General features: G+C 45.4%; 22 protein-coding genes. 16 read left to right on the top strand and 6 right to left on the bottom strand.

The window, feature by feature from the left end; translation table 11 throughout:
* Window positions 1–12: 12 nt before the first annotated feature.
* From FKX85_RS21010 to FKX85_RS20995, 4 genes are all read left to right on the top strand, one after another.
* Window positions 13–477: a DUF2721 domain-containing protein gene (locus FKX85_RS21010; RefSeq protein WP_141616590.1), complete on the top strand. Its 465-nt coding sequence runs from the start codon at window positions 13–15 to the stop codon at window positions 475–477.
* Window positions 478–480: 3 nt separating this feature from the next.
* Window positions 481–1,389: a glycerophosphodiester phosphodiesterase family protein gene (locus FKX85_RS21005; RefSeq protein ID WP_141616589.1), complete on the top strand. Its 909-nt coding sequence runs from the start codon at window positions 481–483 to the stop codon at window positions 1,387–1,389.
* A complete protein-coding gene (locus FKX85_RS21000; RefSeq protein WP_141616588.1) occupies window positions 1,386–2,393 on the top strand; it encodes a threonine aldolase family protein in 1,008 nt (335 codons plus the stop codon). The genes FKX85_RS21005 and FKX85_RS21000 overlap by 4 nt, the downstream gene beginning before the upstream one ends.
* 108 nt (window positions 2,394–2,501) lie before the next feature.
* Complete coding sequence (locus FKX85_RS20995; protein ID WP_141616587.1) at window positions 2,502–3,764, top strand: replication-associated recombination protein A; 1,263 nt, start codon at window positions 2,502–2,504, stop codon at window positions 3,762–3,764.
* A 146-nt stretch (window positions 3,765–3,910) separates the two neighbouring features.
* Here FKX85_RS20995 and FKX85_RS20990 read toward each other — a convergent pair whose 3' ends face one another.
* The 6 genes from FKX85_RS20990 to FKX85_RS20965 form a co-directional block, all read right to left on the bottom strand.
* A complete protein-coding gene (locus FKX85_RS20990) occupies window positions 3,911–6,346 on the bottom strand; it encodes an OmpA family protein (protein ID WP_141616586.1) in 2,436 nt (811 codons plus the stop codon).
* 12 nt (window positions 6,347–6,358) lie between these two features.
* Window positions 6,359–7,528 (bottom strand): hypothetical protein, encoded by a 1,170-nt coding sequence (locus FKX85_RS20985; protein WP_141616585.1) that lies wholly within the window; start codon window positions 7,526–7,528, stop codon window positions 6,359–6,361.
* Window positions 7,529–8,009: 481 nt separating this feature from the next.
* A complete protein-coding gene (locus FKX85_RS20980; protein WP_141616584.1) occupies window positions 8,010–8,303 on the bottom strand; it encodes a thiamine-binding protein in 294 nt (97 codons plus the stop codon).
* A gap of 157 nt (window positions 8,304–8,460) precedes the next feature.
* Window positions 8,461–9,021: an aminoacyl-tRNA hydrolase gene (pth, locus tag FKX85_RS20975; protein WP_141616583.1), complete on the bottom strand. Its 561-nt coding sequence runs from the start codon at window positions 9,019–9,021 to the stop codon at window positions 8,461–8,463.
* Window positions 9,022–9,117: 96 nt separating this feature from the next.
* Entirely contained in the window at window positions 9,118–9,708 is a 591-nt protein-coding gene (locus FKX85_RS20970) for a 50S ribosomal protein L25/general stress protein Ctc (RefSeq protein ID WP_141616582.1), read from the bottom strand.
* A 36-nt stretch (window positions 9,709–9,744) separates the two neighbouring features.
* Window positions 9,745–10,674, bottom strand: a complete 930-nt coding sequence (locus FKX85_RS20965) for a ribose-phosphate pyrophosphokinase (RefSeq protein ID WP_141616581.1) — start codon at window positions 10,672–10,674, stop codon at window positions 9,745–9,747.
* A 498-nt stretch (window positions 10,675–11,172) separates the two neighbouring features.
* On the opposite strand from FKX85_RS20965, the gene FKX85_RS20960 reads away from it, so the two are divergent.
* The 12 genes from FKX85_RS20960 to FKX85_RS20905 all read left to right on the top strand — a co-directional run bounded on the left by FKX85_RS20960 (window position 11,173) and on the right by FKX85_RS20905 (window position 25,763).
* Complete coding sequence (locus tag FKX85_RS20960; RefSeq protein ID WP_229239720.1) at window positions 11,173–12,372, top strand: OprO/OprP family phosphate-selective porin; 1,200 nt, start codon at window positions 11,173–11,175, stop codon at window positions 12,370–12,372.
* Window positions 12,373–12,610: 238 nt separating this feature from the next.
* Window positions 12,611–13,990: an aminopeptidase P family protein gene (locus tag FKX85_RS20955; protein ID WP_141616579.1), complete on the top strand. Its 1,380-nt coding sequence runs from the start codon at window positions 12,611–12,613 to the stop codon at window positions 13,988–13,990.
* 191 nt (window positions 13,991–14,181) lie between these two features.
* Window positions 14,182–14,370 (top strand): hypothetical protein, encoded by a 189-nt coding sequence (locus FKX85_RS20950; RefSeq protein WP_141616578.1) that lies wholly within the window; start codon window positions 14,182–14,184, stop codon window positions 14,368–14,370.
* Window positions 14,371–14,695: 325 nt separating this feature from the next.
* The gene (locus FKX85_RS20945; RefSeq protein ID WP_141616577.1) at window positions 14,696–15,160 is read left to right on the top strand and encodes a COG2426 family protein; all 465 of its coding nucleotides are present in this window, start codon (window positions 14,696–14,698) and stop codon (window positions 15,158–15,160) included.
* An 844-nt stretch (window positions 15,161–16,004) separates the two neighbouring features.
* Complete coding sequence (locus FKX85_RS20940) at window positions 16,005–17,504, top strand: arylsulfatase (RefSeq protein WP_141616576.1); 1,500 nt, start codon at window positions 16,005–16,007, stop codon at window positions 17,502–17,504.
* Window positions 17,505–17,535: 31 nt separating this feature from the next.
* Entirely contained in the window at window positions 17,536–19,047 is a 1,512-nt protein-coding gene (locus tag FKX85_RS20935; RefSeq protein ID WP_141616575.1) for an arylsulfatase, read from the top strand.
* A gap of 177 nt (window positions 19,048–19,224) precedes the next feature.
* Window positions 19,225–20,190: an AAA family ATPase gene (locus FKX85_RS20930; RefSeq protein WP_141616574.1), complete on the top strand. Its 966-nt coding sequence runs from the start codon at window positions 19,225–19,227 to the stop codon at window positions 20,188–20,190.
* A 9-nt stretch (window positions 20,191–20,199) separates the two neighbouring features.
* The gene (locus FKX85_RS20925) at window positions 20,200–21,138 is read left to right on the top strand and encodes a DUF58 domain-containing protein (protein WP_141616573.1); all 939 of its coding nucleotides are present in this window, start codon (window positions 20,200–20,202) and stop codon (window positions 21,136–21,138) included.
* Entirely contained in the window at window positions 21,135–21,638 is a 504-nt protein-coding gene (locus FKX85_RS20920) for a DUF4381 domain-containing protein (RefSeq protein ID WP_141616572.1), read from the top strand. Before FKX85_RS20925 ends, FKX85_RS20920 begins: the two co-directional genes overlap by 4 nt.
* A complete protein-coding gene (locus FKX85_RS20915; protein WP_141616571.1) occupies window positions 21,625–22,632 on the top strand; it encodes a VWA domain-containing protein in 1,008 nt (335 codons plus the stop codon). Before FKX85_RS20920 ends, FKX85_RS20915 begins: the two co-directional genes overlap by 14 nt.
* A complete protein-coding gene (locus FKX85_RS20910) occupies window positions 22,619–24,349 on the top strand; it encodes a VWA domain-containing protein (RefSeq protein ID WP_229239719.1) in 1,731 nt (576 codons plus the stop codon). Before FKX85_RS20915 ends, FKX85_RS20910 begins: the two co-directional genes overlap by 14 nt.
* Window positions 24,350–24,401: 52 nt before the next feature.
* Window positions 24,402–25,763, top strand: a complete 1,362-nt coding sequence (locus FKX85_RS20905) for a BatD family protein (protein ID WP_229239718.1) — start codon at window positions 24,402–24,404, stop codon at window positions 25,761–25,763.
* Window positions 25,764–25,919: the final 156 nt, after the last annotated feature.

Below are 25,919 nucleotides of genomic sequence, written 5' to 3'. Positions count from 1 at the left end.
ATCCGTTAGCTTATGGAACTAGAACTCTCAACTCCAGCATTGTTGTTTTCGGCCATCACCTTGTTGATGTTGGCATATACCAACCGTTTTTTGGCCATGGCCAACCTGATCAGAGGGTTGAACGGACAATACCGTGAAAGACCCGATGACATGCAGTTGCTAGGCCAGCTCAAGAATCTCCGTAAGCGGATGATCATGATCAAATACATGCAGATTTTTGGGGTGATCAGCTTTTTGATATGCGTGGTGTGCATGTTTTTAATCTATAAAAAATTTGACACAGCAGCCAATGTTACCTTTATGATGAGCATGGTGGCCCTGTTGGTTTCTTTGGGGATTTCACTTTGGGAAATCAACTTGTCCACCAAGGCACTGAGCATCGAGCTGAGTGGAATGGAAGAGGTGCTGAAAAATTCCCGGGGAGGCTCAACGGGCCTTAAATTTAAAGATTCCAAGCCATCATCTGCTAAATCATGACCTATGCGTAATCCTTTGTCGGTAACTTTCCATTTGTTGCTCAGCATGCTGGTGCTGGGCTGTGGAGCATCCACTTCTACCTCCGAAGACCTTCTTGTTAGTAACCATTACCTTACTTTTGATGAGGTAGCCGATACCAGGGCCTTTTTTACTTGGAACACTGACTGGAGGCCGATGGTGAGTGCCCACCGGGGTGGAAGCTATCCAGGTTATCCTGAAAATGCCATCGAAACCTTTGACTATGTATTGCAGCATACTCCTGCGCTAATCGAATGCGATATTTCGATGACAAAGGATTCGGTGTTGGTCATGATGCATGACAATACGGTAGACAGGACTACCTCGGGTACGGGAAAGGTTGGGGATTTGACCCTTGAAAAATTAAGGAGCTTTCACTTGGATGATGCGTCAGGAAAGTCCACCGCATTCAACGTGCCAACTCTCCGGGAAGTTTTGGAGTGGGCAAAAGGGAAAGCTGTGCTAACCTTGGACATCAAATCCAATGTGCCCTATGAATTGGTGTTGGATGAAATCGGAGAGACAGCTTCCAAACCCCATGTCGTGTTGATTACCTATAGCTTGGCAGCGGCCAAAAAACTGTATAGCATGGACCCAGAGCTGATGTTGTCGGTGACCTTGAGAAATGAAAAGGAATGGGACAGGTTTGTGGAAACTGGAATCCCATCTGAAAATATCATTGCCTTTACCGGGGTAGCTGAGCGGAGTGCCGCATTTAATGAGAAGCTTCACCAACACGGAGTGTGTGTCATTTTAGGTACTTTGGGAAATTTGGATCAAAGGGCAGCAGCCAGGGGGGACCAACTCTATAAAGAATTTGTAAACAAAGGGGCTGATATCCTGGCCACGGACAGGCCAATAGAAGCTGCCAACATAATCAGGGAACAACCATGATCATAGACCTTAGAAGCGATACGGTGACCAAGCCCACCAAAGGAATGCTGGAAGCAATGTGGGCAGCCGAAGTAGGGGATGATGTACTTGGAGAAGATCCCAGCGTACAAGCATTGGAGACCCGCCTTGCGGCAATGTTTGGGATGGAAGCGGGAATGTTTTGTCCATCAGGCACTATGTCCAATCAAATTGCCATAAAACTTCACGCCGGACAGCACAAAGAAGTCGTCTGTCATAAAGATTCACATATTTACCTGTATGAAGGAGGCGGCATCATGGCCAATGCCATGGCATCGGTACGGCTTTTGGATGGGAAATACGGGAAATTGTCAGCGGGAACTGTCGAAGAAGCCATTCAGCCGGAAGATGTGCATGCACCTATGACCACGCTAGTATCCCTTGAAAACACCATGAACAAGGGTGGTGGCAGTGTTTATACCCTTGGAGAAGTAAAGGCAATCCAGCAGGTTTGTCAAGCGCACCAGCTGAAGCTTCACCTGGATGGTGCACGGATTTTTAATGGGCTGGCAGCCACAGGTGAAAAAGCCGAAGATTGGGGAAATGTTTTTGATACGATATCTGTTTGTTTGAGCAAGGGATTGGGCTGTCCTGTTGGATCTGTGCTGCTAGGAGATAAGGCTATGATTCACCATGCCAGAAGGATCAGAAAGTCAATGGGAGGGGGGATGAGGCAAGTTGGGTTTATGGCTGCAGCGGGGATTTACGCCTTGGAGCATCATGTGGGGCGCCTGGAGGAAGATCACCGACGCGCCAAAACCGTGGCCGAAATTCTAAGTGCCCAAGCCCATACAGCAGAGGTCTTTCCGGTGCCAACGAATATTGTCATTGTCAGGTTGGCCGGGATCAGTCCAAAAGAGATGCTGGCCAAGCTCGATGAAAAGGGCATAAGGGCCGTCCAGTTTGGCAAGGATATGATACGATTTGTAACTCATCTGGATGTTACCGATGACCATTTGGAGGCCATGCAAAAACGATTGAAATAGGAAGGCTGTTTGACCAATTTCTATATCAAGGTTCGGGCCAAAGGATGGTGTCAGTGAATCATGAGCTGTCCAAAAAACCGAATAATTTATTTACCAATAACAATTTATATGAGTCAAGAGCCATTAGCAGAGCGGATGAGGCCGGCAAAGCTGGAAGAATTGATAGGCCAGGAGCATTTGAGCAAAGAGGGGACATTTTTGCACCGGGCCATCAGGTCTGGCACGGTACCTTCCCTGATTCTCTGGGGCCCCCCGGGAGTAGGAAAGACCACTATTGCCAATATAATTGCCAATGAGGTGAAGGCTCCTTTCTATACCCTTAGTGCGATCAGTTCTGGGGTGAAAGATATCCGTCAGGTGATCGAAAAGGCACGTTTTCAGCAAGGAGTAGTCTTGTTCATAGATGAGATCCACCGGTTTAATAAGAGTCAGCAAGATGCGCTTTTGGGTGCAGTGGAAAAGGGACATATTCGCTTGATCGGTGCGACTACCGAAAATCCTTCTTTTGAGGTCAATGCCGCATTGCTTTCCCGCTGTCAGGTATTTACCCTGAACCATCTGGAAAAGGAGAGCTTGGAGGCCATGGTCCATCAGGCCATGGAAAAGGATGTCTTGATAAAAACTAAAAATATCGAGCTGCAGGAATCCGAGGCACTGTTGCGTTTGTCAGGAGGTGACGGTAGGAAATTGCTGAACCTGTTTGAAATAGTGGTAAATGCCATTGCTGATGATCCTATTGTCATCACCAATGAAAAAGTAACGGAGATTGCCCAGCAGAAGGTGGCCATGTATGACAAGTCTGGCGAGCAGCACTATGATATCATTTCGGCTTTTATCAAATCCATTAGGGGTTCTGATCCCAATGCAGCCGTATACTGGTTGGCAAGGATGATTGAGGGAGGCGAAGATGTTAAATTTATAGCCAGAAGGTTGGTGATATTGGCTTCCGAAGATATCGGGAATGCCAATCCAAATGCCCTTTTATTGGCTACGCAATGTTTTGATGCGGTGAAGATCATCGGCTATCCTGAAGCGAGGATTGTCCTTTCGCAGTGTGTGACCTATCTGGCCAGTTCAGCGAAGAGCAATGCCAGCTACATGGCCATCAATGAAGCCCAGGCCATCGTGCGACAGGAGGGGGACCTTCCTGTCCCCATTCACCTACGAAATGCCCCTACCAAACTGATGAAAGACCTGAACTATGGTAAAGGCTATAAATATGCCCATGATTATCCAGGGAATTTTGCGGAGGAAGAGTTTATGCCGGATAAACTAAAGGGTAAAAAGCTCTATGAACCCGGCAGAAATGCCCGGGAAAATGACCTGCGGAAAAACCTCCAACGATTGTGGGGTAAAAAGTATGGATATTGATATACATGCGGGATACGCCGACCGAAATAGCAGGAGTGCCAAACCAAACCAGGGAGTGGAAAACTGAAATAAAAGGAGGATGTGTCAAGGTATGACAGGAAGCGGGGCCACCATAAAATGGAAAGCCCCGGTCCACTACTCACCACTTATTCGAAAATAAGCGACACTTCTACTCTTCTATCGGATTGATTGGGTTCCTTTTTGGTAGGATTCCGTAAGATTTGTCCGCCATCGAGGGTTTTTACCCTTTCAGGAGCAATGTCAAAATCCTTGATCATAACGTCCTTAACCGCCTGGGTACGTTCCTTGATCAATTGAAGGTTATAAGTGATATTGCCGGTGTTATCGGCATAGCCTTCTAGGTTGATTTTGCTTTCCGGATGTTGCTTAAGATAGTTTGCCAGGTTTTCCAGTTTTCTTTTTTCATCATCACCGACTGTTTTTTGGTTCAGGTCAAAGTATACTTCCGTCCGTGAGGATAACAGGGTGGTGGTATCCTTTCCTTTGATATAAACGGTGTCCACGCGGCTGGTAGCCTCTTGGGGAACAGCAGCGGTGATAGCAGAAGTGTTATGGGGGATTTCCTCAGGCTTAGCAGTATTCGAAGCGTTTGGGGCTTCTTGACTGTCAGCGGCAATGAAGATACCGGCAGTGGTCATTCCCAAGGCTGCCGCTGGTAAATAATACTTTTGGTAATCCTCTTCTGAGATGTTTTCATACCATGGTGTCGTAGAAGCTGTCAAGTTTTCAGATGTGTCTGCTGTATCCTTGTTGTTCTTTTTTTTATCCTTGTTTTTATTTCCTCCGAAGAAAATGGGAATTGGAATCCAGCTTCTTTTTTGCTTTTGGTAAGCAGCGGCAGGCGCTTGTACCGTGATGTCCGTTTGCGTTGCTTCGCCAGGTTGAAGGTAAATATATTGTGCTTCAGGGGCAGCTTTAGGAACGATGGCTTCGGCATTTTTATCCGATTCCGCTATTTGTTCAATTTCAGCCACTCTAGCGGAAGCCATTGGTACAATGGCTTCCTGGTTGGATGATTGATCAAATGAAGAGGCAGTGTTCAAGCGCATGCTGTCCGGTTGAGCAATGGAATATGGGTTCCTACTTCCAGGTATATCCATGCTTTGAAAAGCTATGGGTGACAGATAGTTATGGTATGCCAAGGAGTCGTTGGCAGCACTCATTCCGATACGTTCTTTTTGTTGCTCAAGATCGTTGATTTTATTTTGGATTGCGGTAGATTGGTTTTCAAGACTGTCTTTTTTGACCTGTTCCAGGTTTTGAAAGTATTCCAATTCCTTTAGGGCTTTAAGTTTGTCCATTTCAGTCATGGTGCTGTCTGATTTAATTTGGGTAGTATCCCGTTTGAAATCCTTTAGCTTTTTGTCTACGATGGATTTTTCATAAAGTACACTATCCAGCAGCTGTTGCTGATCCATGATTTCAAGATCCAAGGATAATGTGGCTACCTGTCGCTTTAATTGGCTCCAGTAAGGAGGCGTTCCCCAGTTAAGGAAGTAATAATTATTGACCACTGAAGGGCCATTTTGGTTCGGGATTCTTTCATTTTTTAGCGGTTGAGTCAGAGAATCCGTCTTGTTGAGGATTTGCTCTGGTGATGCTTTAGCCATGATTACCGGTGGGGAGGTATTGTAAGAAGAAGTCACCTGGGGGGCTTTAAAATGACTTTTGGCGGATCCAAAACTGAATTTAATTCCCGCTCCATGGTAGATAAACCAGTCTTTGTCGTTGTTTTTATTGCCCCGATGGGGAGCTTCCGTATTTACAGTGTTTGTTCCCGGTTTAGCCGCATAGGCTTCAAATTCACTGGGGTAATCCTGCTTATATAAACCACTGACATCATCCAGGTAATCGGTGAAAGTGTGGTTAAAGGTACTTTGTGCAAATAGCTCCAGTTTATTGCCCAATCGTATCCTGAATCCTATTCCCAAGGCTGCATATAATCCTTGGGTATTGTAAGAACCATTGGCTTCAGTTTCGATGCTGGATAGAACCGTCTCGTACGTTTCATCCAACTTTACCGGAGAAGTGCTGTAATCGTAAGGGCTGCCATCGGCGTCGAGTAGGTCGCCTTTTATATCATACCACATCCATCCGCCACCCAAGGTAAGGTAAGGGGCGATAATGGACTTTTCTGCCAGGAATTTACCGTTGTCCGCTCTAAACACCAAGGAGATCCCTAAATCCTCCATGGAGGTACGGAAGTTCAGAGCACGGTCAAAGTGGGGCGTGTCCCCCGGTAGTTTTCCACTGGGGGTCATATAGCGGTCACTCATTCCAAAGTGATATTGACCGTAATGAACCTTTAGTCCTGTAGTAGGGGTAAGTCTCCTTTCCAGTGATAACTGGCCAGAATAGTCTTTTGTATAGTTTTTGTTATAGGTAAATAGTTTCAGGGCATTGGAAAATTCACCGATACCATCTACAGGATAGGGGCTGAGGTCGCCGTAGTAGTTGGTAAAGCCTCCGCTGACCCCTATACGCCAGTTATAGTTTACCTGTTGGGCTTGCCCAAAACGGCCAGCCAAGAGGGCAAACAGTACTAATATAACTTGTTTCATAGTGGCTTTAAATTATTTGTTGTTCAGTCCCAACCAGACGTTGAATTCCAAGCTAAAGCCGGCATACGGCTGTAGGTTGAAGTTGTCATTCGATAGGCCAGGGGTTTCGGTAGTGACCGCCACAAGGCCTGCGTTGAAGCGGAAAACACGGAAAACCTTATAGCCTAATCCAGCATAAATGGGGAGGTTTACAAAAGGCCCTGAGATTTTGGAACCGTTTTCCGTCTCAAAATTTTGTAAGAAAACTCCTGCGGAAAATGAGGCATTGCCAAGGAACTTGGTGAATGCTTTGTTTCCCAGCGGGACAGAAACACCAGCATACATACCGTTAAAATATTCGGTGTCTGGAAATGATCGTTTCATGGCAAATCCTCCATAACCGAAATTAAGCGGAATGCTGGATGGTTTATTTACCGTTGGGTAAGCTTCCATTGACCTGATGTCTACCAGGGCAAACATATTGTCGGAAAGGTATTGATTGGTTTCGTTTTGTAAAAGAGCGATAAGCTCGTCGATATACTGATAGGCATAGACGGCACGTTCGTTATCCTCACTTCCTTTTTTCTTTCCCAATAGATTGAACTTGGCCTTTTTAAGCTTTATTTCTTCGCGTTGTTTCAGCTTTTGTTTGACGATATCACTGAACCCACTGAAGTCCTGATTGATAAAATGGCTGTAGTTTTTGATCCCGTCAGAAACGATTTTATCCAGTTGGGCCAGCATTACCTTGTTGCTGTTATAAGCATGGATTTTTCCCTTTGAAATCTCAAGGTTTGCTTTGATATAAGCGGCCAAATTATGGTTAACAGAGGCTTTTAGATCCTCCATTTGTGCTTGGTCTGCACGCTGGTAGTAATACAGTTCAATGGTATACTTTTCATTGCTTCGTAACGGATCAGTGACCAGGATTTCATATTGATTCACTTGAAAGTTAAAGGGCTGCTTCCATGTGTAGGTTTCTGCTTTGTTGATATTTTTTGAGGATTGGTACACCTTACTTTCGATGTAGGAGATTCCCTCTGGAATGATACCTTTGATATAGAATATTTCCTCTGAGGGAAGAGGGTTTCCTTCATTGATTTGATTGCGAACTACATCATATTGGACGGATTTAATTTGTGCCTGTACAATTTGGTGCGAGCATAGGACTCCCAGTAGAAGTAACGTAGTAAAATGCTTCATGATCTCGAGGTGATTAGTGTTTTGTCTTATAAAATTGATTTGTTTTGGAAAGGAGTGTGTTTCCTTCCAAATAAACACAACTGATCAGCAATTTGTTTTATATTGCTGTATTTTGCCTAAATATAGGAAGTTTAATGTCATGCCTTCATTTTATACATACGCATATGTACGCAAAACTGGATTTGTAGTAAGTATTGTTTTGGGATTGGTGTTGAAAAATTGAAATAGTGGAAAAATATTTGGTTGAAGTAGGAGGCAGGTAGATGAAAGAATGAATAGGCTGTCTTTTTTTGACCATCCTTTGTCTTAATCTAAACTCAAGGAACGCGTTGGTAGGTAGTGATATCCAATAGGTGTCAGAATGTTTTCGGGGGGACAATGATCCGTCTTGATTCCAGTCAGGGGTGTTATAAAACCTGATTTAATCGGGATCAGGCTGGTAAGCTAGCGTCCTCTGCCCTGGGTGCTTTTACCGGGGCGGTTAATGGCGATGCTTATCCGTTTTTTCTCCCATGGTTACATCCCCTGATTTCCGTATCTGTATCCGATAATATACCAATACTTCATCCGCCCCTGCCTCCAATACCGCCTGCTGTGCTTTTTTGGCAATTTCCATCAGTTGTTCCTCTGGTCCTTCCATGACGGTTTCGAATGGGGTTACTTCATATTTTACACCTGAGGTACTAATGACTTCGATGGCCTTGTCCACCAAGCTGTAGCTGTCTAATGAAGTGCTTTTCGGGACGATTTGGAGGCCTAAGTTGATGCTTTTCATGGTTTGAGGTTTAGAAGGTTCTAATGTTACAATGTTGGAAAGTGCCCGATACATACTCTATTTGTCATATTCTGAAGTTATATCGCTAAATATGCGGGCCATGCATTAATGTATTCCATTATTAATTGATCATTTGCCAGGTGCTGCCAACAGGCTTCTAATCATTAAACTGGCTCATGGTCATGTTTATGCCGATGGTGCAAAATCCTTTGATGATTTCTATCGATTTGTCCATGAATAGGGGCAGTGCGTCGATTTCCTGTTGGCTCCAGTTGCCCAGTACATAATCTATTTGCTTTCCTTTTGGGAAGTCATCGCCGATGCCAAAACGCAGTCTGGGGTAGTTTTGTCCGCCTGTCATAGCTTCGATGTCTTTTAGTCCATTATGGCCCGCTGATGACCCTTTGGCTCTTAGGCGGAGTTTACCGAAGGGCAAGGCCACGTCATCAACGATCACCAGTGTGTTTTCTTTGGGAACCTTTAGCTCTTTCATCCAGTAGTTCATCGCTTTGCCGCTGAGGTTCATGTAGGTGGTCGGTTTGATGAGGTGGAGGGTCCTTCCTTTAAATTTGACCTCTGAGGTAAAGGCAAGACGGTTGCTTTTCCATTGGGCATTTTCTTGGTCTGCAAACCTGTCCAATGTCAAAAATCCAATATTATGCCGGGTGAGCTCATATTCAGGGCCAATGTTTCCAAGTCCAATGATAAGGTATTTCATGGTATGTCTAAGTTTGGCATTTTTCCAAAATAAAAATCCTGCCAACATGTGAATGCTGACAGGATTGGGTACTTATCTTTCAGAAGTGTGAACGGTTTATATTTCGTCCTCTTCTTCAGTATTTTTCTTACCTCTAAGTGCTCTAGGGATACCGATGGTAGCGATAGATACACTTGGATTGGTCAGGATTTCAAAACCTTCTGCTTTCACTTCATGTACTTTTACAGATTTACCTAGTTCAAGGTTCGAGATGTAAACAGGGATGCTGTCAGGAAGATCTTGAGCAAGTCCTTTTACGCTTAGCGTTCTGGTTTTCATTTCCAGTTTACCACCTTTAAGGATACCTGGTGCAGATCCTTTGATGTCCACAGGGATGTCCATTTTGATAGGCTTTTTGTCGCTGTAGGCCAAGAAGTCCGCATGAAGAAGCACGTCACTTACTGGGTGGAATTGTGCTTCACGAAGGATGGCCTTTACTTTGATCCCTTCGATGTTAAGCGCTACCATATGTACTTCAGGAGTGTAAAGCAGCTCTCTGAAAAGGATAGCGGGAGCATAGAAGTGCACTTGCTCTTTGATGCCAGGTCCGTAAACCACGCAAGGAACATTTCCTTCTTCACGGATTTCCGATACGGAAGGACTGTCGAGATTTGCTCTTTTAAACCCTATAATCTCTAACGATTTCATAGTTTTTTATATTAAATATGTGATAAATAAGAAATACTAAACAAATAATGCACTGATCGAATCGTTTCCGGTCACTGCGTGTATGGCCTTGGCAAATAACTCTGCCACGGTAAGGACTTTGATCTTTGAAGATTCCTTTTTGATCGGAATGGTATCGGTGATGACCAGTTCGGACAGCTTGGAATTTTCAATGTTTTCATATGCCTTTCCAGACAAGACCCCGTGTGTTGCAATCGCCCTGACCGAATTTGCGCCTTTGTCCAGGAGTATTTCGGCAGCTTTGCACATGGTGCCGGCAGTGTCCACTAAGTCATCGACCAAAACTACATCTTTCCCTTCTACATCGCCTATCACTTGCATGGAGGCGATTTCGTTGGCGCGCTTACGGTGCTTGTCACAGACCACCATGTCTACTTCGAAATGCTTGGCGTAAGCCCTTGCCCTGCTCACACCTCCCACATCAGGGGAAGCAAAGATCAGGTTGTCGCCCAAGTCCAGGCTTTTCAAATAGGGCACAAAAATAGCAGATCCATTCAAATGATCCAAGGGAATATCAAAAAAACCTTGGATTTGTCCAGCATGCAAGTCGCAGGTCATGATTCTGTCAGCACCGGCGGACATGATCATATTGGCGATCAGTTTGGCTGCGATGGATACGCGAGGGCGGTCCTTGCGGTCCTGGCGGGCATATCCGTAATAAGGCACCACTGCACAGACCTTATAGGCACTTGCTCTTTTTGCGGCATCTATCATCAGGCAAAGCTCCAGAAGATTGTCCGCATTTGGATTGGTGGACTGGATCAAAAACACGTGACATCCCCTGACGGACTCGTCAAAGCTGGGCGACATTTCCCCATCGCTGAACTTGGAGAGGGTCATGGCCCCTAAATCTTGTCCGTAATTTCCTGCAATGGAATCTGCCAGTTTTTTTGTATTTGTTCCGGCAAAGAGTTTAACCTCGGGCATGTTGTGTAGATTTTGTTAAGGAAATAGTTTTGAATTTCACTGGACAAAGATAAAAAAAAAGGTGGAACTCAGCAGTAATAGCGACAGGAATAGATGAATTATGACTGGATTATTCCTTTGGTGAATCAATGGTCCTCTGCTATGTATACACCTGATTTTTTCATTGCTATATGTATTTTGGGTATTTTACTCAATTTATGGAATGTTGAATTTTTAATGGTTTTTTTAGCGGTTTTTGGACGCAGCATTAGGGGGTGAACGGATTGTTTTTTTTGATTGTATTTATCTTATTGTTATCTTTCAAATTGTTTGTTAACAAAAAGTTAACACTTGTTAGCGATCATCTAGTGGTCAAAGCGTTAATTTTGCGCCCGATTTCAGTGATAGACCTTCACGATATTATTTAACATTTATTTGATCTGGAAATGCAAGGAACCGGATCATTTAAATGTTCCTAATGCTTAAATTTAAAATAAAAAAGAAAACCGCTTTATGGACATGGGCAAACTGTGTGTTGCCGTCTGTGTATGGGTAGGATTTGCTGTACATACCAATGCCCAGACGACATCATCAGATTCACTTGGAGTGGATATCAGACACACTTCCAAGGGATTCCAATTTACTACTCCTGATAATAAATTCCAATTGCAGATAGCAGGAAGGTTGCAGTTTAGGTATGCCTTTTCTGCAGATCAGGATCCTTTGACCTTTGACGATTACAGTGCTCCAAACCAGCATGTGTTCAAAATCAACCGGGCACGTCTTAAGGTGGGAGGACATGCTTATCAACCATGGCTAAAATACTACTTTGAGTATGAACTTGGGGCAAGTAGGCTGTTGGATTTCAGGGTGATGGTGGAGAAATGGCCCTGGCTGAGCTTTAAGGTAGGACAATGGAAGATGGAATATACCCGTGAGCGATCCATTTCCAGTGGAAAGCAACAGATGCTGGAACGGTCTTTGATAAACAGGCCATTTACCATTGATCGCCAGCAGGGAGCTTCCATTTATGGTAGGATAGACCAGGGCGGTCTTGCTGACTTCAACTATCACCTGGCGGTCTTGACCGGGATGGGACGCGGAGCAAGGGAAAATGATGATAAAAAGCTCATGTATGTGGGCAAAGTGTTTTGGAATTTTTTGGGTGATGGTCCTTCGATCTCTGGATCGGATCTGGGCTATCACGATAAACCACAGGCTTCTCTGGCGCTGGCCGGAGCCACCAATACCAGTCCTTACACCCGTTTTTCTTCCAGTGGAGGCGGAGAACTGCTGGAGTACCAAGGGGGAGTGCCCGGGCAATATGACGTAGAGCAATGGGTAGTGGAAACAGCCTTAAAGTATAAGGCTTTTAGCTGGCAAAGTGAGTATCATCGTAAGCGGATCAACGACAGGATAGGAGGCGATACTGGACACTTGGCGGGCTTTTACCTACAGGGCGGTTATATCTTTAATCACGGAGCAGTAGAGACCGGGAAGCCGCTTTTGGAAGTAGCCGCCAGGTATGCGTATTACCAGCCCGAGCTCAGTCTGCCGAACAACAGTGAGGAGGAATATACGTTAGCGGTAAATTGTTTCTTTAATGGGCATTTGAATAAACTCACTGCAGATGTGACCTTATTTGATTTTGACGAATTGTCCATGAACCGCGAAGCCAATGACTGGCGTGTAAGGGTGCAGTATGATTTCTCGTTCTAGTTTCGATTTCAAGCCATATAAGTTCTCCCACAGCGTCCATTGGAAGCACCGCACAAAGTGAAATGAGGTTTTCCCGGAAATACGGGGGAGCTGTGGGTGGCAACTTTTGTTTTTTTGAGTAAAAGTAATGTTGGGAACCTAGGTGTATCCAAATTGTACCAATAACCAATCTCCTTTTTTTGTTTGTCCAAATACTTTCGGACATTTGTAGTTCATTAATTTAACCTACCCACTTATAATGTTCAAAAAAGAGATTTATCAAGAAAGAAGGGCCAGGCTCAGGGCAGCTATGGGCAGTGGCCGGCTGTTGTTTTTGGGGAACGATGAAGCAAGCATCAATTTTAAACATAACTGGTATCCGTTCAGGCAGGACAGCACCTTTTTATATTACTTCGGGATATCCCTTCCGGGATTGGTAGGGGTAATCGATTGTGATACGGACAAGGATCATATTTTCGGAAATGATTACCAAATAGATGATATTGTATGGACCGGTCCACAGCCAACCATCGCTGAGCTTGGAGAACAAGTAGGTGTGGTGAATACGGCTTCTTTGGGGAAATTGGCTGATTTTGTCAAGGGGGATTGCCATATATTACCTCCCTACAGGGGTGAGCATGTATTGAAGCTTCGTGAAGTGTTGGGCAAGTCTGTCGAGGAAGTCGAAAACATGCCTTCTGTGAAGTTGATTCAGGCCGTGGCCAATCAGCGTAATATCAAGTCTTCCGAGGAGCTGGCCGAAATGGATGAAGCAGCAAGCCGAACTTCTGCGGTGCACCTGGCTGTGATGAAGGCTGCCAGGGCCGGGATGAAGGAATATGAGCTGGTGGCGGTGGCTACGAGTGTGGCCAGGTCGTATAATGCTTCCTTGGCATTTCCTCCGATTGCTACGACCAATGGACAGACTTTGCACAATCATTATTACGGCAACACGCTCAAGGAAGGGGATATAATGCTGTTTGACTCGGGAGCCGAATCTACTGAGTTTTATGCAGGTGATATGACCAGAACCTTCCCTGTCAGCGGCAAGTTTGATGCACGGCAAGGAGAACTGTATCAAATCGTCTATAACGCTCACCGGGCAGCTGTCGAATCACTTCGTCCGGGCAAGCGCTTCCTCGATGTTCACCTATTGGCTGCCGAAACCTTGGTGGATGGACTCAAAGGGGTTGGCCTGATGAAAGGTGATGCCAAAGAAGCAGTGGCGGCAGGGGCGCATACCATGTTCTTCCAATGTGGCCTTGGACATATGATGGGGCTGGACGTACATGATATGGAAAACCTCGGAGAGCAGTATGTGGGCTATACGCCAGAGCTGAAAAAATCCACTGAGTTTGGCCTGAAATCACTCAGGCTTGGCAAAGCACTGGAGACAGGCAATGTCATTACAGTGGAGCCGGGGATTTATATCATTCCTGAGTTGATCGATATGTATAAGGCGGAAGGTAAATTCAAGGATTTTATCCATTATGATAAGCTGGAGACTTACCGTGACTTTGGTGGGATCAGGGTAGAAGAAGACTTGGTGATCACTGAGTCAGGCGCTGACCTGCTGGGAACTCCGCTACCAATAGCGCCAGATGATGTAGAAAAAGTGCGGACGGAGGCCTTATCCTAAAAGGAAACATTCATCAGGAGGCAGAACTACCCGGTGCCCAAGGTGGTGGATCGATTGGTTTTGCCTCTTTTTTGATCTTCAAAAGGCTGCCAAATGGTAGGTGTGAAATAATAAAATGGTTATTGTGTCATGTTTTTTACTTTTGGCATTAAACTTGAAATCAATTTATACGTATAAAAGTTTTGGCGTTTTTGTCAAAATCAACTAAAAGTTTCTACATTCGCGGCAATGAACAAATGTTCCAAGATTGTTTTCTTTCTGTTTTGCCTGGTGGCCTTTACCATTTTCATGGGGGAAATGGAAGAAGCTTCTGTGTCCAAAGCCGTCAGGAAAACCGTCCTGAAGGCCAGTGGTCAGGAACTTATCCTATCAGGGAGTAATGTTCATGTTCATATTGCTGGGGATCGAACAAGTTTTAATGATCATGAGCAGCATCTCAGTAAAACTTTTTTTCTTCAATCAGTAAATTTCGAATTACAACACCAAGTTTTTTCAAGTGTTTATAAGTCAGTAAGAAAGACTTTATTGAGGTCAGGTGTAGTGCCTCATTTTTCTGGAAGGGCTCCTCCTTTTTGTTAAGCTTACATACGCTTTCTTTGCAAGCTCCATTTACTCACTTCTGATTTACGGAGGACCTGCTATAATAAGTGGGTCACAACACAGGAGGAGTGATAAAAGATTTCTTACGATTTACTTTAATGACAAATGATCAATATAATAATATATACCTTTTTACTAAGTATATCTCCCTTTGGTGAGTCCAGGGTGGGTATTCCTTATGGAGTCCTTAATGGCCTCCATCCACTGACGGCCCTTGGAGTTGGGCTTGTTGCCAACTTGCTGGTGTTTCCGATCATGATGTTTTTGATCGACAATTTTAACAATCGCCTATGGAAGTATAGGATGTACAAAAGCCAGACGGTGAAATTGATGCGCCGCGCCAAGAGTGGCGTAGGCGATAAGATACAGAAGTATGGTTTTTGGGGCTTGATGGTGTTTGTGATGATTCCTTTGCCTTTTACAGGAGTGTATATGGGAACCATTGCAGCCTATATTTTTAAGTTGCCACGTATGGCTTCCTTTTTGGCCATTAGCATTGGAGCAGTGATTTCGTGTTTGATTTTGGCTTTTGGATCACACCTGGGGAGCTTGCTGCCGAGTATTTTGTAAAGAATAAAAACAATCAGCTTACCGATAGAGCTTCGCGTTATCGGTAAGCGATTGGTCTTCTTATGATTGCAACATCCGAAGTGTTCTGTTGTGATAGATTTTTTTACCTGCTAAATAAAGTACCAAAGGTGCGAATAGCCATAAAACCTGAGGCTGATCGTAATCAACACTGGAAAAATCCATTGTGAGCCAGTACTCAGGCCCTTCCCCTAAACTCCTCTTTTCAGGGATCGTACCAAGTGCATCCTGTGCGTCAGTGATGAATTTCACATTGTAAGACACGATGGCCGGCTCATTTTTTCGATAGGATTTCCTTGGGGCATCAATGGAAATGTGCAGCGTTCATGAAAATTTATTTGATCAACATTTGCTCTGAATTAAAGGAAAGGAAAAGCTAAAGCCAATCCAGCGATGGCCAGGTATAATATTCCAAATTATTAGCGTCCGCCTAAATTTTAAATATGATCAAAAACGGTCTTTAAATAGAAAATGAGGGATTTTATTCCAATTCCTAAAATGCCCCCTATCCCCTAAAGTGGAGCTTTAGAAAGTCCCCTTTAGGGGATTTAGGGGTGTAAATAGTTCATTTTTTCAATTTGACGATTGTTTTCTTGGCCGCCAGTAATTCCAAATAGGTATCCCTATTTAGGAACAGTCCTGGAATGCTCAGTGATACTATATAGATGGTTTCGTGGTTTCATTGAATTCTGCCCAATCCTCCATGATTTGCCAATATTCGTTTAATCTTGGCACCCAGTAAACAAAATGCCCCAGCCTAGAAGGTGATATTCCCTAACTTATTCATTCCAACAGTTTACTGATTGATCCACTTTTAAATAAAGTTATGAAAAAGAGCACACCTTTATTATTGGTAGTGATTTTGGCCTTAGCAGGTTTCAGTCATGTGGTGGCACAGGAAAAGCCAAACATTGTCGTGATCATGGGTGATGATATTGGCTGGTTTAATACAAGCGCCTACAATGACGGAATGATGGGCTACACTACTCCGAACATTGACCGCGTAGCCAAAGAAGGTATGCGGTTTACCGATGCATACGGGCAGCAAAGCTGTACAGCTGGAAGAGCGGCCTTTATTACAGGACAGAGTCCGAAGCGGACAGGGTTGTTAAAGATCGGTATGCCAGGTGATCCATTAGGATTGCAAAAGGAAGACCCCACTATCGCAGAGTTATTGAAGCCGCATGGCTATGCTACCGGACAATTTGGTAAAAACCACTTGGGAGATCTTGATGAATTCCTGCCGACCAACCATGGGTTTGATCGGTTTTTCGGCAATTTATACCACTTAAATGCTGAAGAGGAGCCCGAAAACCCTGATTATCCGAAAGATCCCAATTTTAGGAAGCAATATGGGCCACGTGGCGTAATGCGGGCAAGTGCTGATGGGCCCGTGGAAGATACAGGGCCATTGACCAAAGAGCGTATGGAGACCATTGACCAGGAATTTTTGGACGCTACCATTGATTTTATGGAAGAGCAACACGAGGCTGATAAACCATTTTTCGTTTGGTTCAATACCACCAGGATGCATATTTTCACCCATTTAAGTGAGGAATACAGTGGGACTACTGGTCTTGGTATTGTTGCCGATGGCATGAAGCAACATGATGATCAGGTAGGTCAATTATTAGATAAACTTGATGAACTTGGGATTACTGAGAATACAATCGTGATCTACACAACAGATAACGGAGCTGAAAAATTTACCTGGCCAGATGGCGGAACCTCACCTTTTAAAGGAGAAAAGGCGACTACTTGGGAAGGCGGTATCCGTATTCCTTTTATGATTCGTTGGCCTGGAGAAATCCAAGCCGGTACAGTTTCCAATGAGATTATTTCCCTAGAGGATATGCTGCCCACTTTGCTCGCGGCTGCAGGGGATTCAGATATTAAGTCCAAGCTGCTCAACGGCCATTCCGTAGGAGGGATGTCCTACAGAGTCCATCTGGATGGTTATAATTACCTCCCTTATCTTACGGGGGAGACAGTTAAGGGGCCAAGAAAAGAATTTTTTGCCTTTGTGGATGATGGAAGCCTGGGAGCTGTTAGGTATGGAAGGTTTAAATTTCATTTTTCTACCCAAGCCCATCATGGCATGGGAGCTTGGCAATATGCCCAGGAAGTTAGAAAGGCTCCATTGGTAATAGATCTCTATGCTGATCCATTCGAAGAGGCACCAGAGCAATCTTCATATTACGATGATTGGATGCTAAGAAGGATGTACACAATAGTACCCCTTCAAACATTAGTGTCAAATTTTATGGCCACCTTCGAGGAATTTCCTCCCCGGCAGGAACCGGGCAGCTTTACACCCAAACAATAAATAAAATTATATAATTACTAAACTTTTGAATATGATTAGAAAACTAATAATGACCTGCCTTGTGGCTGCCGGTAGCTGGCAGATGGCAGAGGCCCAAGACAAGCCCAATGTCCTTGTTATTTGGGGTGACGATATTGGTTGGTCCAATGTCGGATTTAACAACAACGGGTTGATGGGCTATGAAACGCCCAATATCGATCGGATAGCGAACGAAGGAGCAGTCTTTACCGACTGGTATGGCCAGCAGTCCTGTACGGCAGGAAGAGCGGCTTTTATATTGGGACAGCATCCCTTTAGGACTGGCCTATTGACCATTGGTATGCCAGGGGATTCGCATGGTATTCAGGAATCGCAGCCTACGATTGCCGATCTCCTTAAGGCCCAGGGCTATGCTACCGGACAATTTGGTAAAAACCACCTTGGTGATCAGGATGAGCACCTTCCTACCAACCACGGCTTTGACGAGTTTTTCGGAAACCTATATCACTTGAATGCAGAAGAAGAGCCGGAAGGATATTACTATCCCGATGATCCAGAGTTCAGAAAGAAATTTGGGCCTAGAGGGGTGATCCATAGTACTGCGGACGGGAGCATCGAAGATACGGGCCCATTGACCAAACAGCGAATGGAGACCGTGGATGTGGAGTTTGAAGATGCTGCAATCGAGTTTATCGAAAAAGCACATGCCGATGGTAAGCCTTTCTTTGTATGGTTAAGTGCCACCCGTATGCATATTTGGACGCACCTAAAGGAAGAAAGTGAAGGAGTTACCGGAATCGGAATATATCCTGACGGTATGGTGGAACATGACAAAGCCGTTGGGCGAATACTGGATAAACTGGATGAATTGGGTATCACTGACAATACCATTGTCATGTACTCAACCGATAACGGGGCAGAGAAAGTTACCTGGCCTGATGGAGGAAGCACACCATTCCGAGGTGAAAAAGGAACAACCTGGGAAGGTGGGTTCAGGGTTCCCTGTGCCATTCGCTGGCCAGGGGTGATCGAGCCGGGCACGGTATATAATGATATCTTCAGCCATGAGGATATGATGCCAACAATTTTGGCTGCCGCAGGTGAACCGAATATCAAGGAAAAGGTAAAGAACGGGTATCAAGCTAATGGCAAGACCTTCAAACAGCATTTGGATGGCTATAATATGATGCCTTATTTCCAAGGTGAAGTGGATGAGTCTCCCCGAAAAGAAATCTTCTATTTCGATGCAGGAGCTAACCTCAACGCGATTCGTTATGGCATGTGGAAGATTCATTTCACTATTATGGAAGGAGATATTTCCCAAGCGTATCGAAAATCCCCAAGTTGGCCATTGATCGTGAACCTTAGGGCAGATCCATATGAAGTTTCACCGGATTCCAGGATGTATGTACGTTGGTATGCCGAAAACATGTGGCTCTTTGTCCCTGCACAACGATATGCAGGAGAGTTTTTGTCTACTTTTAAGGATTTCCCTCCTCAGACAGGCTCTTCGCTTTCTATCGATAGGGTGGTAGAACAGTTAGCTACTCCCCCTAGGAATTAAGAACCGGATTTATTTGATTTTCACCTCTTATAATTGGGGCAGTTCGTCTGTAGCTGCCCCATTTTAGCTTTGGTGTTTTAACAGCACTGATCACCCAAATGTCCAATGATAAATTAATGAGTGTAACAGTGGTCTGTCGACCCAATAATTAAATAACCAGTATTCAATAACCACTACATGACAGCAAATGAATCAATACAGGAGCTCAAGACCCGCATGTCAGCCTCCATCATCGGCCAGGATAAACTGATCGAAAGGATCATCTTGGTGCTGCTGGCCAATGGCAATATGCTACTGGAGGGACTTCCCGGTCTGGCCAAGACCAGAGCGATCAAGACCCTTTCCAGGGAATTGGATTGTGGATTAAGCCGTATCCAGTTTACCCCTGATTTATTGCCTTCCGATATTACAGGTACAGAAATATACCAGCCTGAGCTGAAAGAGAAATTTGTTTTCCAACAAGGGCCTGTTTTCAATAATTTGATTTTGGCTGATGAGATCAACCGGGCGCCTGCCAAGGTACAGTCGGCATTGCTCGAAGCCATGGAAGAAAGACAGGTATCGGTAGCAGGTAAGACCTATGCCATGGATCCGCTTTTTATGGTCATGGCCACGCAAAACCCCGTGGAACAGGAAGGTACTTATCCACTTCCCGAAGCACAGATGGACCGTTTCCTGATGCATGTGATCATTGATTATCCGGACGATGCTTCCGAGCTGGCCATTCTCCGGCTCAACAGGGAGGAGCAGAAAAATCCCCCTGGGGAAGAAAAGGAAAGGCTGAGTCCTGAAGTGATTTTTATGGCAAGAAAGGAAATTGCTACAGTGAAAATTTCCGAGGCCATGGAAAAGTATATCGTGGATATAATTTCCGCTAGCCGGTATCCTGAAAAGTACAGTGAAGAACTGGATGGTTGGATTGAGTATGGTGCCAGTCCCAGGGGCAGCATCGCGATAGACAGGGCTTCCAGGGCACATGCTTGGATGGAAGGACGTGATCATGTCACTCCTGAGGATATTCGGGCAGTGGTGCATGATTGCTTGCGCCATCGTCTGATCCTAAGCTATGAAGCCAATGCAGAAGGAGTCACAGCAGACAAGGTGTTGGAGGAAATGATCAGTAAAGTAGCCGTGGTAGCTTAAAACGTCCTTATGTCCAGTATCCAACAGAAATATCCCAAAGATGTATTCACCTCCCTGGAGGAATTGATTCGAATGGAGTACCTGGCGCATCATTTTAGCCTTCAGGCCAGAAAACAAAAAGTCAATACTATTTTGGCCGGTAAGCATGCCTCCAAGCTTAGGGGCAGGGGCTTGGACTTTGAGGAAGTAAGAAATTATGTGAAGGGGGATGATATTCGAAATATTGATTGGAAAGTTACCGCTCGGACGCAGCAAACCCATACGCGGGTCTTTACCGAAGAAAAGGAAAAACCCGCATTAATTGTGGTGGACCAGTCAAAGTCCATGTTTTTTGGCTCCCAAAAACGTACCAAAGCAGTGGTGGCAGCCGAGTTGGCTGCAATGCTGGCCTTCCGGGTGCTCAAGGAAGGTGATCGCGTCGGAGGAGTGGTCTTTGCAGATGAGGGGATAGACATTGTTTTTCCCAAGCGCGATCGTAAAAATATTCTTCGTCTATTGGAAAAAATCGTTTCCAGGAACCAAGAGTTGGCGACCTCACAGGCTGTCGATTTTGATTTGGCGCTCAAGGAGGCGGCTGCTCGCATCAGGAATATCGTGACCCATGATTTTTTAGTGTTCTTTATTGGTGACTTTCACCGTTATTCACCACAGACCATAAAATACCTCAAGCAAATTGCCCAGCATAATGATGTGGTGGTGGCCAAGGTCTTTGATCCGATGGAACGGGAGATTCCGAAATCGAAATTTGTTGCGGGAGACCAGCGGTTCCAAGTGAGCATTGATGGCGGCAATGCGAATATACGAAAGCAGTTTGAAGAGGGTTTTGATACAGATCTGATGGCCTTTGAGGCTACCTTGAAAAAACACAAAATACCGGTATTCAGTGTGGATACGGTGAGCCCAATCGAAAGCCAAATCAAAGCATATTTTAAAAAAGGAAAGCGATGAGCTTGATGGTGAAGCAAGATACTTTGACGACCGATTCATTGGCGCAAATCGCTGCAAGTCTTGACATGGGGCCGCTGCAGGAGCCGGAAGCCGTGTCCTTTACTTTTGACACGATCGGTTGGCCCATTTTGGGTGGACTGGTGCTGTTGGGGATTGTGGTATTGATGGTTTTGCAGGTCCGGGCGTATCATAAAAATCGCTACCGACGGGAAGCCCTTTCTGAACTGGAAAATGTGGTCAACGGTAAACGCCCACTGTTTTACAGTTTTGTATTGCTGAAACGCACGGCCATGCATGCTTACGGAAGGAATAAAGTGGGAGAGATGTACGGAAAGTCCTGGTATGAGTTTTTGGACAAAAAAGCCCAAGGGGTCAGTTTTGCTGCCTTGCAGGAGCGGATAGACCGACTGATTTACCAAGATGAATTGCCCGAAGAGCAGGTAAAGACAGCAATTATTACCAATACTAAAAAGTGGATCAAGGATCATGTTTCCCGCTAATTTTGAAATCGCCTATCCCTGGATGTTTTGGCTGTTGCCATTGCCGGTATTGCTGTATATTGTCCTCCCTCCCCTGCGGGTTAAGAGCCCTGCGCTGCAATACCCCGGATTCCAAAAGGCCCTGGACTATACTGGAGATAAGCCACGACAGTCGGCCTTGGTCAAAAGACGTTCTATTCTCAATTGGTTGATTTTGATTTTGGGATGGATACTGATCATCATAACACTTTCTTCTCCCCAGCTGGTGGGAGAGCCCCAAATGAAAGTGAAAACTTCACGGAATTTTTTGATTACAGCAGATATTTCTTTTAGCATGGCACAAAAAGACTGGGAGGTAAATGGGGAAAAAGTGAGAAGATGGGATGCTGTAAAATCCCTGATGCATGATTTTATAGAAAAGCGAAAGGGGGATCGGATGGGCTTGGTTTTCTTTGCCACCCATGCCTATATACAAGTGCCTTTTACTCCTGACCTGGTTACTGTTGACCAGATGTTGGAGGAAGCAGATGTAGGGATGGCCGGTCAGATGACCCATATCGGAAAGGCCATCACCAAGGGCATTGATATGTTTGATCAGGATACCATCAAAACCAAAGTGATGTTGTTGTTGACAGATGGTGTGGATGCAGGTACAGATGTATTGCCACTGGATGGAGCAGACTTGGCAAAAAAGGACTCGGTGATTGTTTACACCATCGGTATCGGTAATCCAGGCAATTCAGGGTCGGACCTGGATGAAAAGACCTTGCAGCAAATAGCTGAAATGACAGGAGGAAGGTATTTTCTGGCAAAGGACGCGGAACAATTGCAGCAGATCTACCAAGAAGTGGATACGCTGGAGCCGATTGAATATGAAGAAGAGGAGCATCGCCCTGTGACCCTGCTGTATGCGTACCCTTTGGCGGCAGCCATGATGTTGATATTCATTGCCAGTTTGTTGAATAACCTGGTGGGTGTGATAAAAAAAGGAATGAACAAAAATGGAGATGTTTGATGACTTGTTTCCAATAGATTGGGGAGCCTTTCACTTTTTGAGGCCACAGCTGCTTTGGGGCTTTTCCGGAGTGGTGGTGTTGCTTTTGCTTGGGCTGGCCAATTTACGTGAACAAAGTAGTTGGAAAAAGCACATCGCCCCCCATCTTCGGCCTTATATGATCAGCAAAGGCAGTGGTCGGGTCAAGCTGCTGATGCATCTTTTGTTGATGGCAGCACTGGGTTTTGGAGTCCTGGGATTGGCAGGGCCGACCTGGAAAAAAATAGAACTGCCAGGTCAAGTGCTCGAGACGCCCATGGTGATCTTACTCGACCTGTCCCAAAGCATGATGGCCGACGACATTCAGCCTAGCAGGTTAGAGCGGGCCAAATTCAAGATTACAGACTTTTTAGATGCAGGACCGGGAGCACGCGTAGCACTGGTAGGCTATGCAGGGACGGCGCACACCATTGTGCCGTTGACCAGGGATTATAAAATCATCAAAAGCCATATCGAGACATTAAGCCCCAAAGTAATGCCTTTCAGGGGATCCGATCTTTCCAAAGCACTGGCTTTGGCAGATAGCCTTATGAGTGTGACCCCGGCGCCAGGTACGGTACTTTTGTTCTCAGATGATTTTGAAGGGGAAGACTTTGACCTGGTGCAGGAATTTGTAGGGGCAGGAGACCATAAACTGGAAATTATGCCGTTGAATACTCCTGCTGGCAGTGATGTGCCCGCATTTGCAGGAAGCGGAGGGGTAAAGGCCAATGGCAAGACCGTACATTCTTCATTAAATTCCGCAGTACTTGGGCAGATCAATTCCCTAGAAAACAGTTCTGTGCATACCTTGACCTTGGATGACAGTGATGTGGCATTGATCGCCAAAAATGTCCGTGAGAACCTGAAGTTTACCGAACAACCAGAAGAAAAGAAAGACGAGTGGAGGGACGCGGGCTTGTTGTTGGTCATCCCGGCGGCACTCCTTCTGCTGATGTGGTTTCGTCGCGGGTGGGTAGTGTTTGGCTTGGTGGTAATGTTCAGTTCCTGTGGTCAAAAGCAGCCTGTGGAGCGTTTTGCCGATTTATGGTACACCAGGGATTACCAAGGCCAGCAAAAAAGTGATGCAGGGGATTTTGGGGAAGCGGCAAAACTGTTTGACAATCCACTCCGCCAAGGTGTGGCTTATTACAAAGCAGGAGATTATGAAGAAGCCATCCAGGCATTTAGCCAAGATACCACTGCCATAGGTTCCTATAACTTGGGACTGGCTTATTTCAAGACCGGTGATTATGCAGCAGCACAGATGGCTTTTGGGATGGCGGTTTCACAAGATCCGGGGTTAAAAGTGGCCCAAGACAGTAAAATGCAACTGGACAAGGTACTGCCTGGCGGTGGTGAGATCGATCCTTCCCAGGCAGCAGAACAGGCCGAAAAAGGCCCTGCCAAAGCCAGGCAAAACAAAAGCATGGAAGACCTCAGTGGTGGAGGACAGGAAGCGACGAAAAAGGACATGGAAAAGGAGCGTTTATCGGAAACGGCCACTACTGGCACCAGGACAGCCAAAGAACTTGATGAGGTGCCTGATGACCTGAAAATGGCCGGAACATCTGATGATAACCAGGAGGTGCTGCTCCGTAAAATCGATGATGATCCAGCCCGGTTCTTACAAAAGAAATTTGAATTTGAGGTGAAGCGTAAAAAAATGAAACCTGACTCCAATGAGAACAGCTGGTAGCCTATATATGAGCGCTATGTGGAATAAAAGCTTTTGGGTACTCACAAAGTTTTTGAGACATAAGAGAGGAGGAGGCAATTCTTGGCCTTCAAAATTTTTATGGGTAGTGGTGTTTTGTTGTTTGCTACAGCCCGCTTTTGCGCAGACCCTATGGAGCGAAGTGCAGCTCAGTAAGCGCAGGGCATATGTGGGAGAGCCTGTTCAGGTTACTGTTCGCGTCTACACGTCTACGTGGTTTACAAAAGGGGTGGATCCTGGCAATATAAAGGTAAACGGAGCTTACACTGTTTTCTTTCGCAATGTCAGCACCAGTACGTCAAGAAATGGAAAAACCTACCCGGGAGTGGAGATGATCTACCATGTTTTTCCTTTTGCGAACAAGGATGTGCGATTTCCTGCCGTGGAAATAGCGGTGGAATCCCCAGCAGATGGAGGGTACAAAGGAAAGCCTCACACCGTAACGACCAAAGAGCGGGTGATCGAAGTGCGCCCAATTCCACCTGGATTCGATATGAGCAGTTGGTTGGTTTCCAGTGATTTGAGTGTTCGGCAGGAGTGGAGTGCAGATCTGAAGGATGTAAAAGTCGGTGATGTGATACAGCGAAGGATCATCAGAAATGCAGACAATACGGTGCCACAATTGATACCTCCGGTGGCCTGGGACAGTCTTCCCGGTGTCAGCCAGTATCCCGGCAGGAGTGATGTCCAAAACATCCGTACCAAAACAGCCATCGGTGCGGTACGGACAGAGGTGACACGTTATCTTTTTGAAAAGCAAGGAGAGGTGGAAATTCCAGAGATGGTTTTTACTTGGTGGAATCCCCGTCAGCAGCAACTCTATAAACGCACGCTTCCAAGTGTAAAGGTCCTGGTAAAGCCTAATCCCGATTTGGGGATGTTGGAGACCTTGAAGGATTCCCTGCTTACTGCCCAAAAAGCCGAAGTCTCAGCGGCAGAAGAGAAAGCACCATTGACCTTTCTAGGGCTAAGCCCCGAGAAGTTGGTAGCAATTATAGTGTTAATGGCCATATCGTTTTATTTTTTGATGAAATTTTTGCCCCGCTTGGTCAAGCGGTACCAAGAAAAACGGCAAAGGTATCTGCGCTCTGAGCCTTATTTCTTCGACCAATTTAAACGTGCCGCGAAAAACGGAGAATCCAAAAAGGGACTGAATGCGCTTTACCGTTGGATTGACCAGCTTGGGCTCCAAGAGCCCACATTGCAGTATTTTGCGGAAGGGTGGGGGAGTCCCGGACTGAAGCATTATGTCCGTCAATGGTCGCGGGTGGATGGGAAAGACCTTAAGCTGGATGAGGATTTTGTGAAAGAATTAAGTGTTTCCAGAGAGATTTTCCTTAATGCCTCTGGGGAAATACCTTCTGCCCTCACTGAAGCGATTTGGATCAATCCCTAGTAGAAAGGTGGTTAATGTAATATTGAATAAGGCATTCCGGCCCTTGGAAGATTGCTAGTTATAACCATTCTTTAAGCCAAACTCGGACTAATCCGGGATTTTTGATTGGGACAAGGATATTTTTCATCGTGGAAGAAGATTTTATCCCCTTGCGTA

Origin of the sequence: Echinicola soli (genome assembly GCF_006575665.1) — a bacterium.
Taxonomy (GTDB): domain Bacteria; phylum Bacteroidota; class Bacteroidia; order Cytophagales; family Cyclobacteriaceae; genus Echinicola; species Echinicola soli.
The sequence above is the reverse complement of the archived record's forward strand: the minus strand, read 5'-3'. Positions and strand labels throughout refer to the sequence as shown.

What these genes read in the sequence shown, in the direction of transcription:
- FKX85_RS21010 (WP_141616590.1), top strand. Translation starts at nt 13, where the DNA reads ATGGAACTAGAACTCTCAACTCCAGCATTGTTGTTTTCGGCCATCACC.
- FKX85_RS21005 (WP_141616589.1), top strand. Translation starts at nt 481, where the DNA reads ATGCGTAATCCTTTGTCGGTAACTTTCCATTTGTTGCTCAGCATGCTG.
- FKX85_RS21000 (WP_141616588.1), top strand. Translation starts at nt 1,386, where the DNA reads ATGATCATAGACCTTAGAAGCGATACGGTGACCAAGCCCACCAAAGGA.
- FKX85_RS20995 (WP_141616587.1), top strand. Translation starts at nt 2,502, where the DNA reads ATGAGTCAAGAGCCATTAGCAGAGCGGATGAGGCCGGCAAAGCTGGAA.
- FKX85_RS20990 (WP_141616586.1), bottom strand. Translation starts at nt 6,346, where the DNA reads ATGAAACAAGTTATATTAGTACTGTTTGCCCTCTTGGCTGGCCGTTTT.
- FKX85_RS20985 (WP_141616585.1), bottom strand. Translation starts at nt 7,528, where the DNA reads ATGAAGCATTTTACTACGTTACTTCTACTGGGAGTCCTATGCTCGCAC.
- FKX85_RS20980 (WP_141616584.1), bottom strand. Translation starts at nt 8,303, where the DNA reads ATGAAAAGCATCAACTTAGGCCTCCAAATCGTCCCGAAAAGCACTTCA.
- pth (WP_141616583.1), bottom strand. Translation starts at nt 9,021, where the DNA reads ATGAAATACCTTATCATTGGACTTGGAAACATTGGCCCTGAATATGAG.
- FKX85_RS20970 (WP_141616582.1), bottom strand. Translation starts at nt 9,708, where the DNA reads ATGAAATCGTTAGAGATTATAGGGTTTAAAAGAGCAAATCTCGACAGT.
- FKX85_RS20965 (WP_141616581.1), bottom strand. Translation starts at nt 10,674, where the DNA reads ATGCCCGAGGTTAAACTCTTTGCCGGAACAAATACAAAAAAACTGGCA.
- FKX85_RS20960 (WP_229239720.1), top strand. Translation starts at nt 11,173, where the DNA reads ATGGGCAAACTGTGTGTTGCCGTCTGTGTATGGGTAGGATTTGCTGTA.
- FKX85_RS20955 (WP_141616579.1), top strand. Translation starts at nt 12,611, where the DNA reads ATGTTCAAAAAAGAGATTTATCAAGAAAGAAGGGCCAGGCTCAGGGCA.
- FKX85_RS20945 (WP_141616577.1), top strand. Translation starts at nt 14,696, where the DNA reads ATGATCAATATAATAATATATACCTTTTTACTAAGTATATCTCCCTTT.
- FKX85_RS20940 (WP_141616576.1), top strand. Translation starts at nt 16,005, where the DNA reads ATGAAAAAGAGCACACCTTTATTATTGGTAGTGATTTTGGCCTTAGCA.
- FKX85_RS20935 (WP_141616575.1), top strand. Translation starts at nt 17,536, where the DNA reads ATGATTAGAAAACTAATAATGACCTGCCTTGTGGCTGCCGGTAGCTGG.
- FKX85_RS20930 (WP_141616574.1), top strand. Translation starts at nt 19,225, where the DNA reads ATGACAGCAAATGAATCAATACAGGAGCTCAAGACCCGCATGTCAGCC.
- FKX85_RS20925 (WP_141616573.1), top strand. Translation starts at nt 20,200, where the DNA reads ATGTCCAGTATCCAACAGAAATATCCCAAAGATGTATTCACCTCCCTG.
- FKX85_RS20920 (WP_141616572.1), top strand. Translation starts at nt 21,135, where the DNA reads ATGAGCTTGATGGTGAAGCAAGATACTTTGACGACCGATTCATTGGCG.
- FKX85_RS20915 (WP_141616571.1), top strand. Translation starts at nt 21,625, where the DNA reads ATGTTTCCCGCTAATTTTGAAATCGCCTATCCCTGGATGTTTTGGCTG.
- FKX85_RS20910 (WP_229239719.1), top strand. Translation starts at nt 22,619, where the DNA reads ATGGAGATGTTTGATGACTTGTTTCCAATAGATTGGGGAGCCTTTCAC.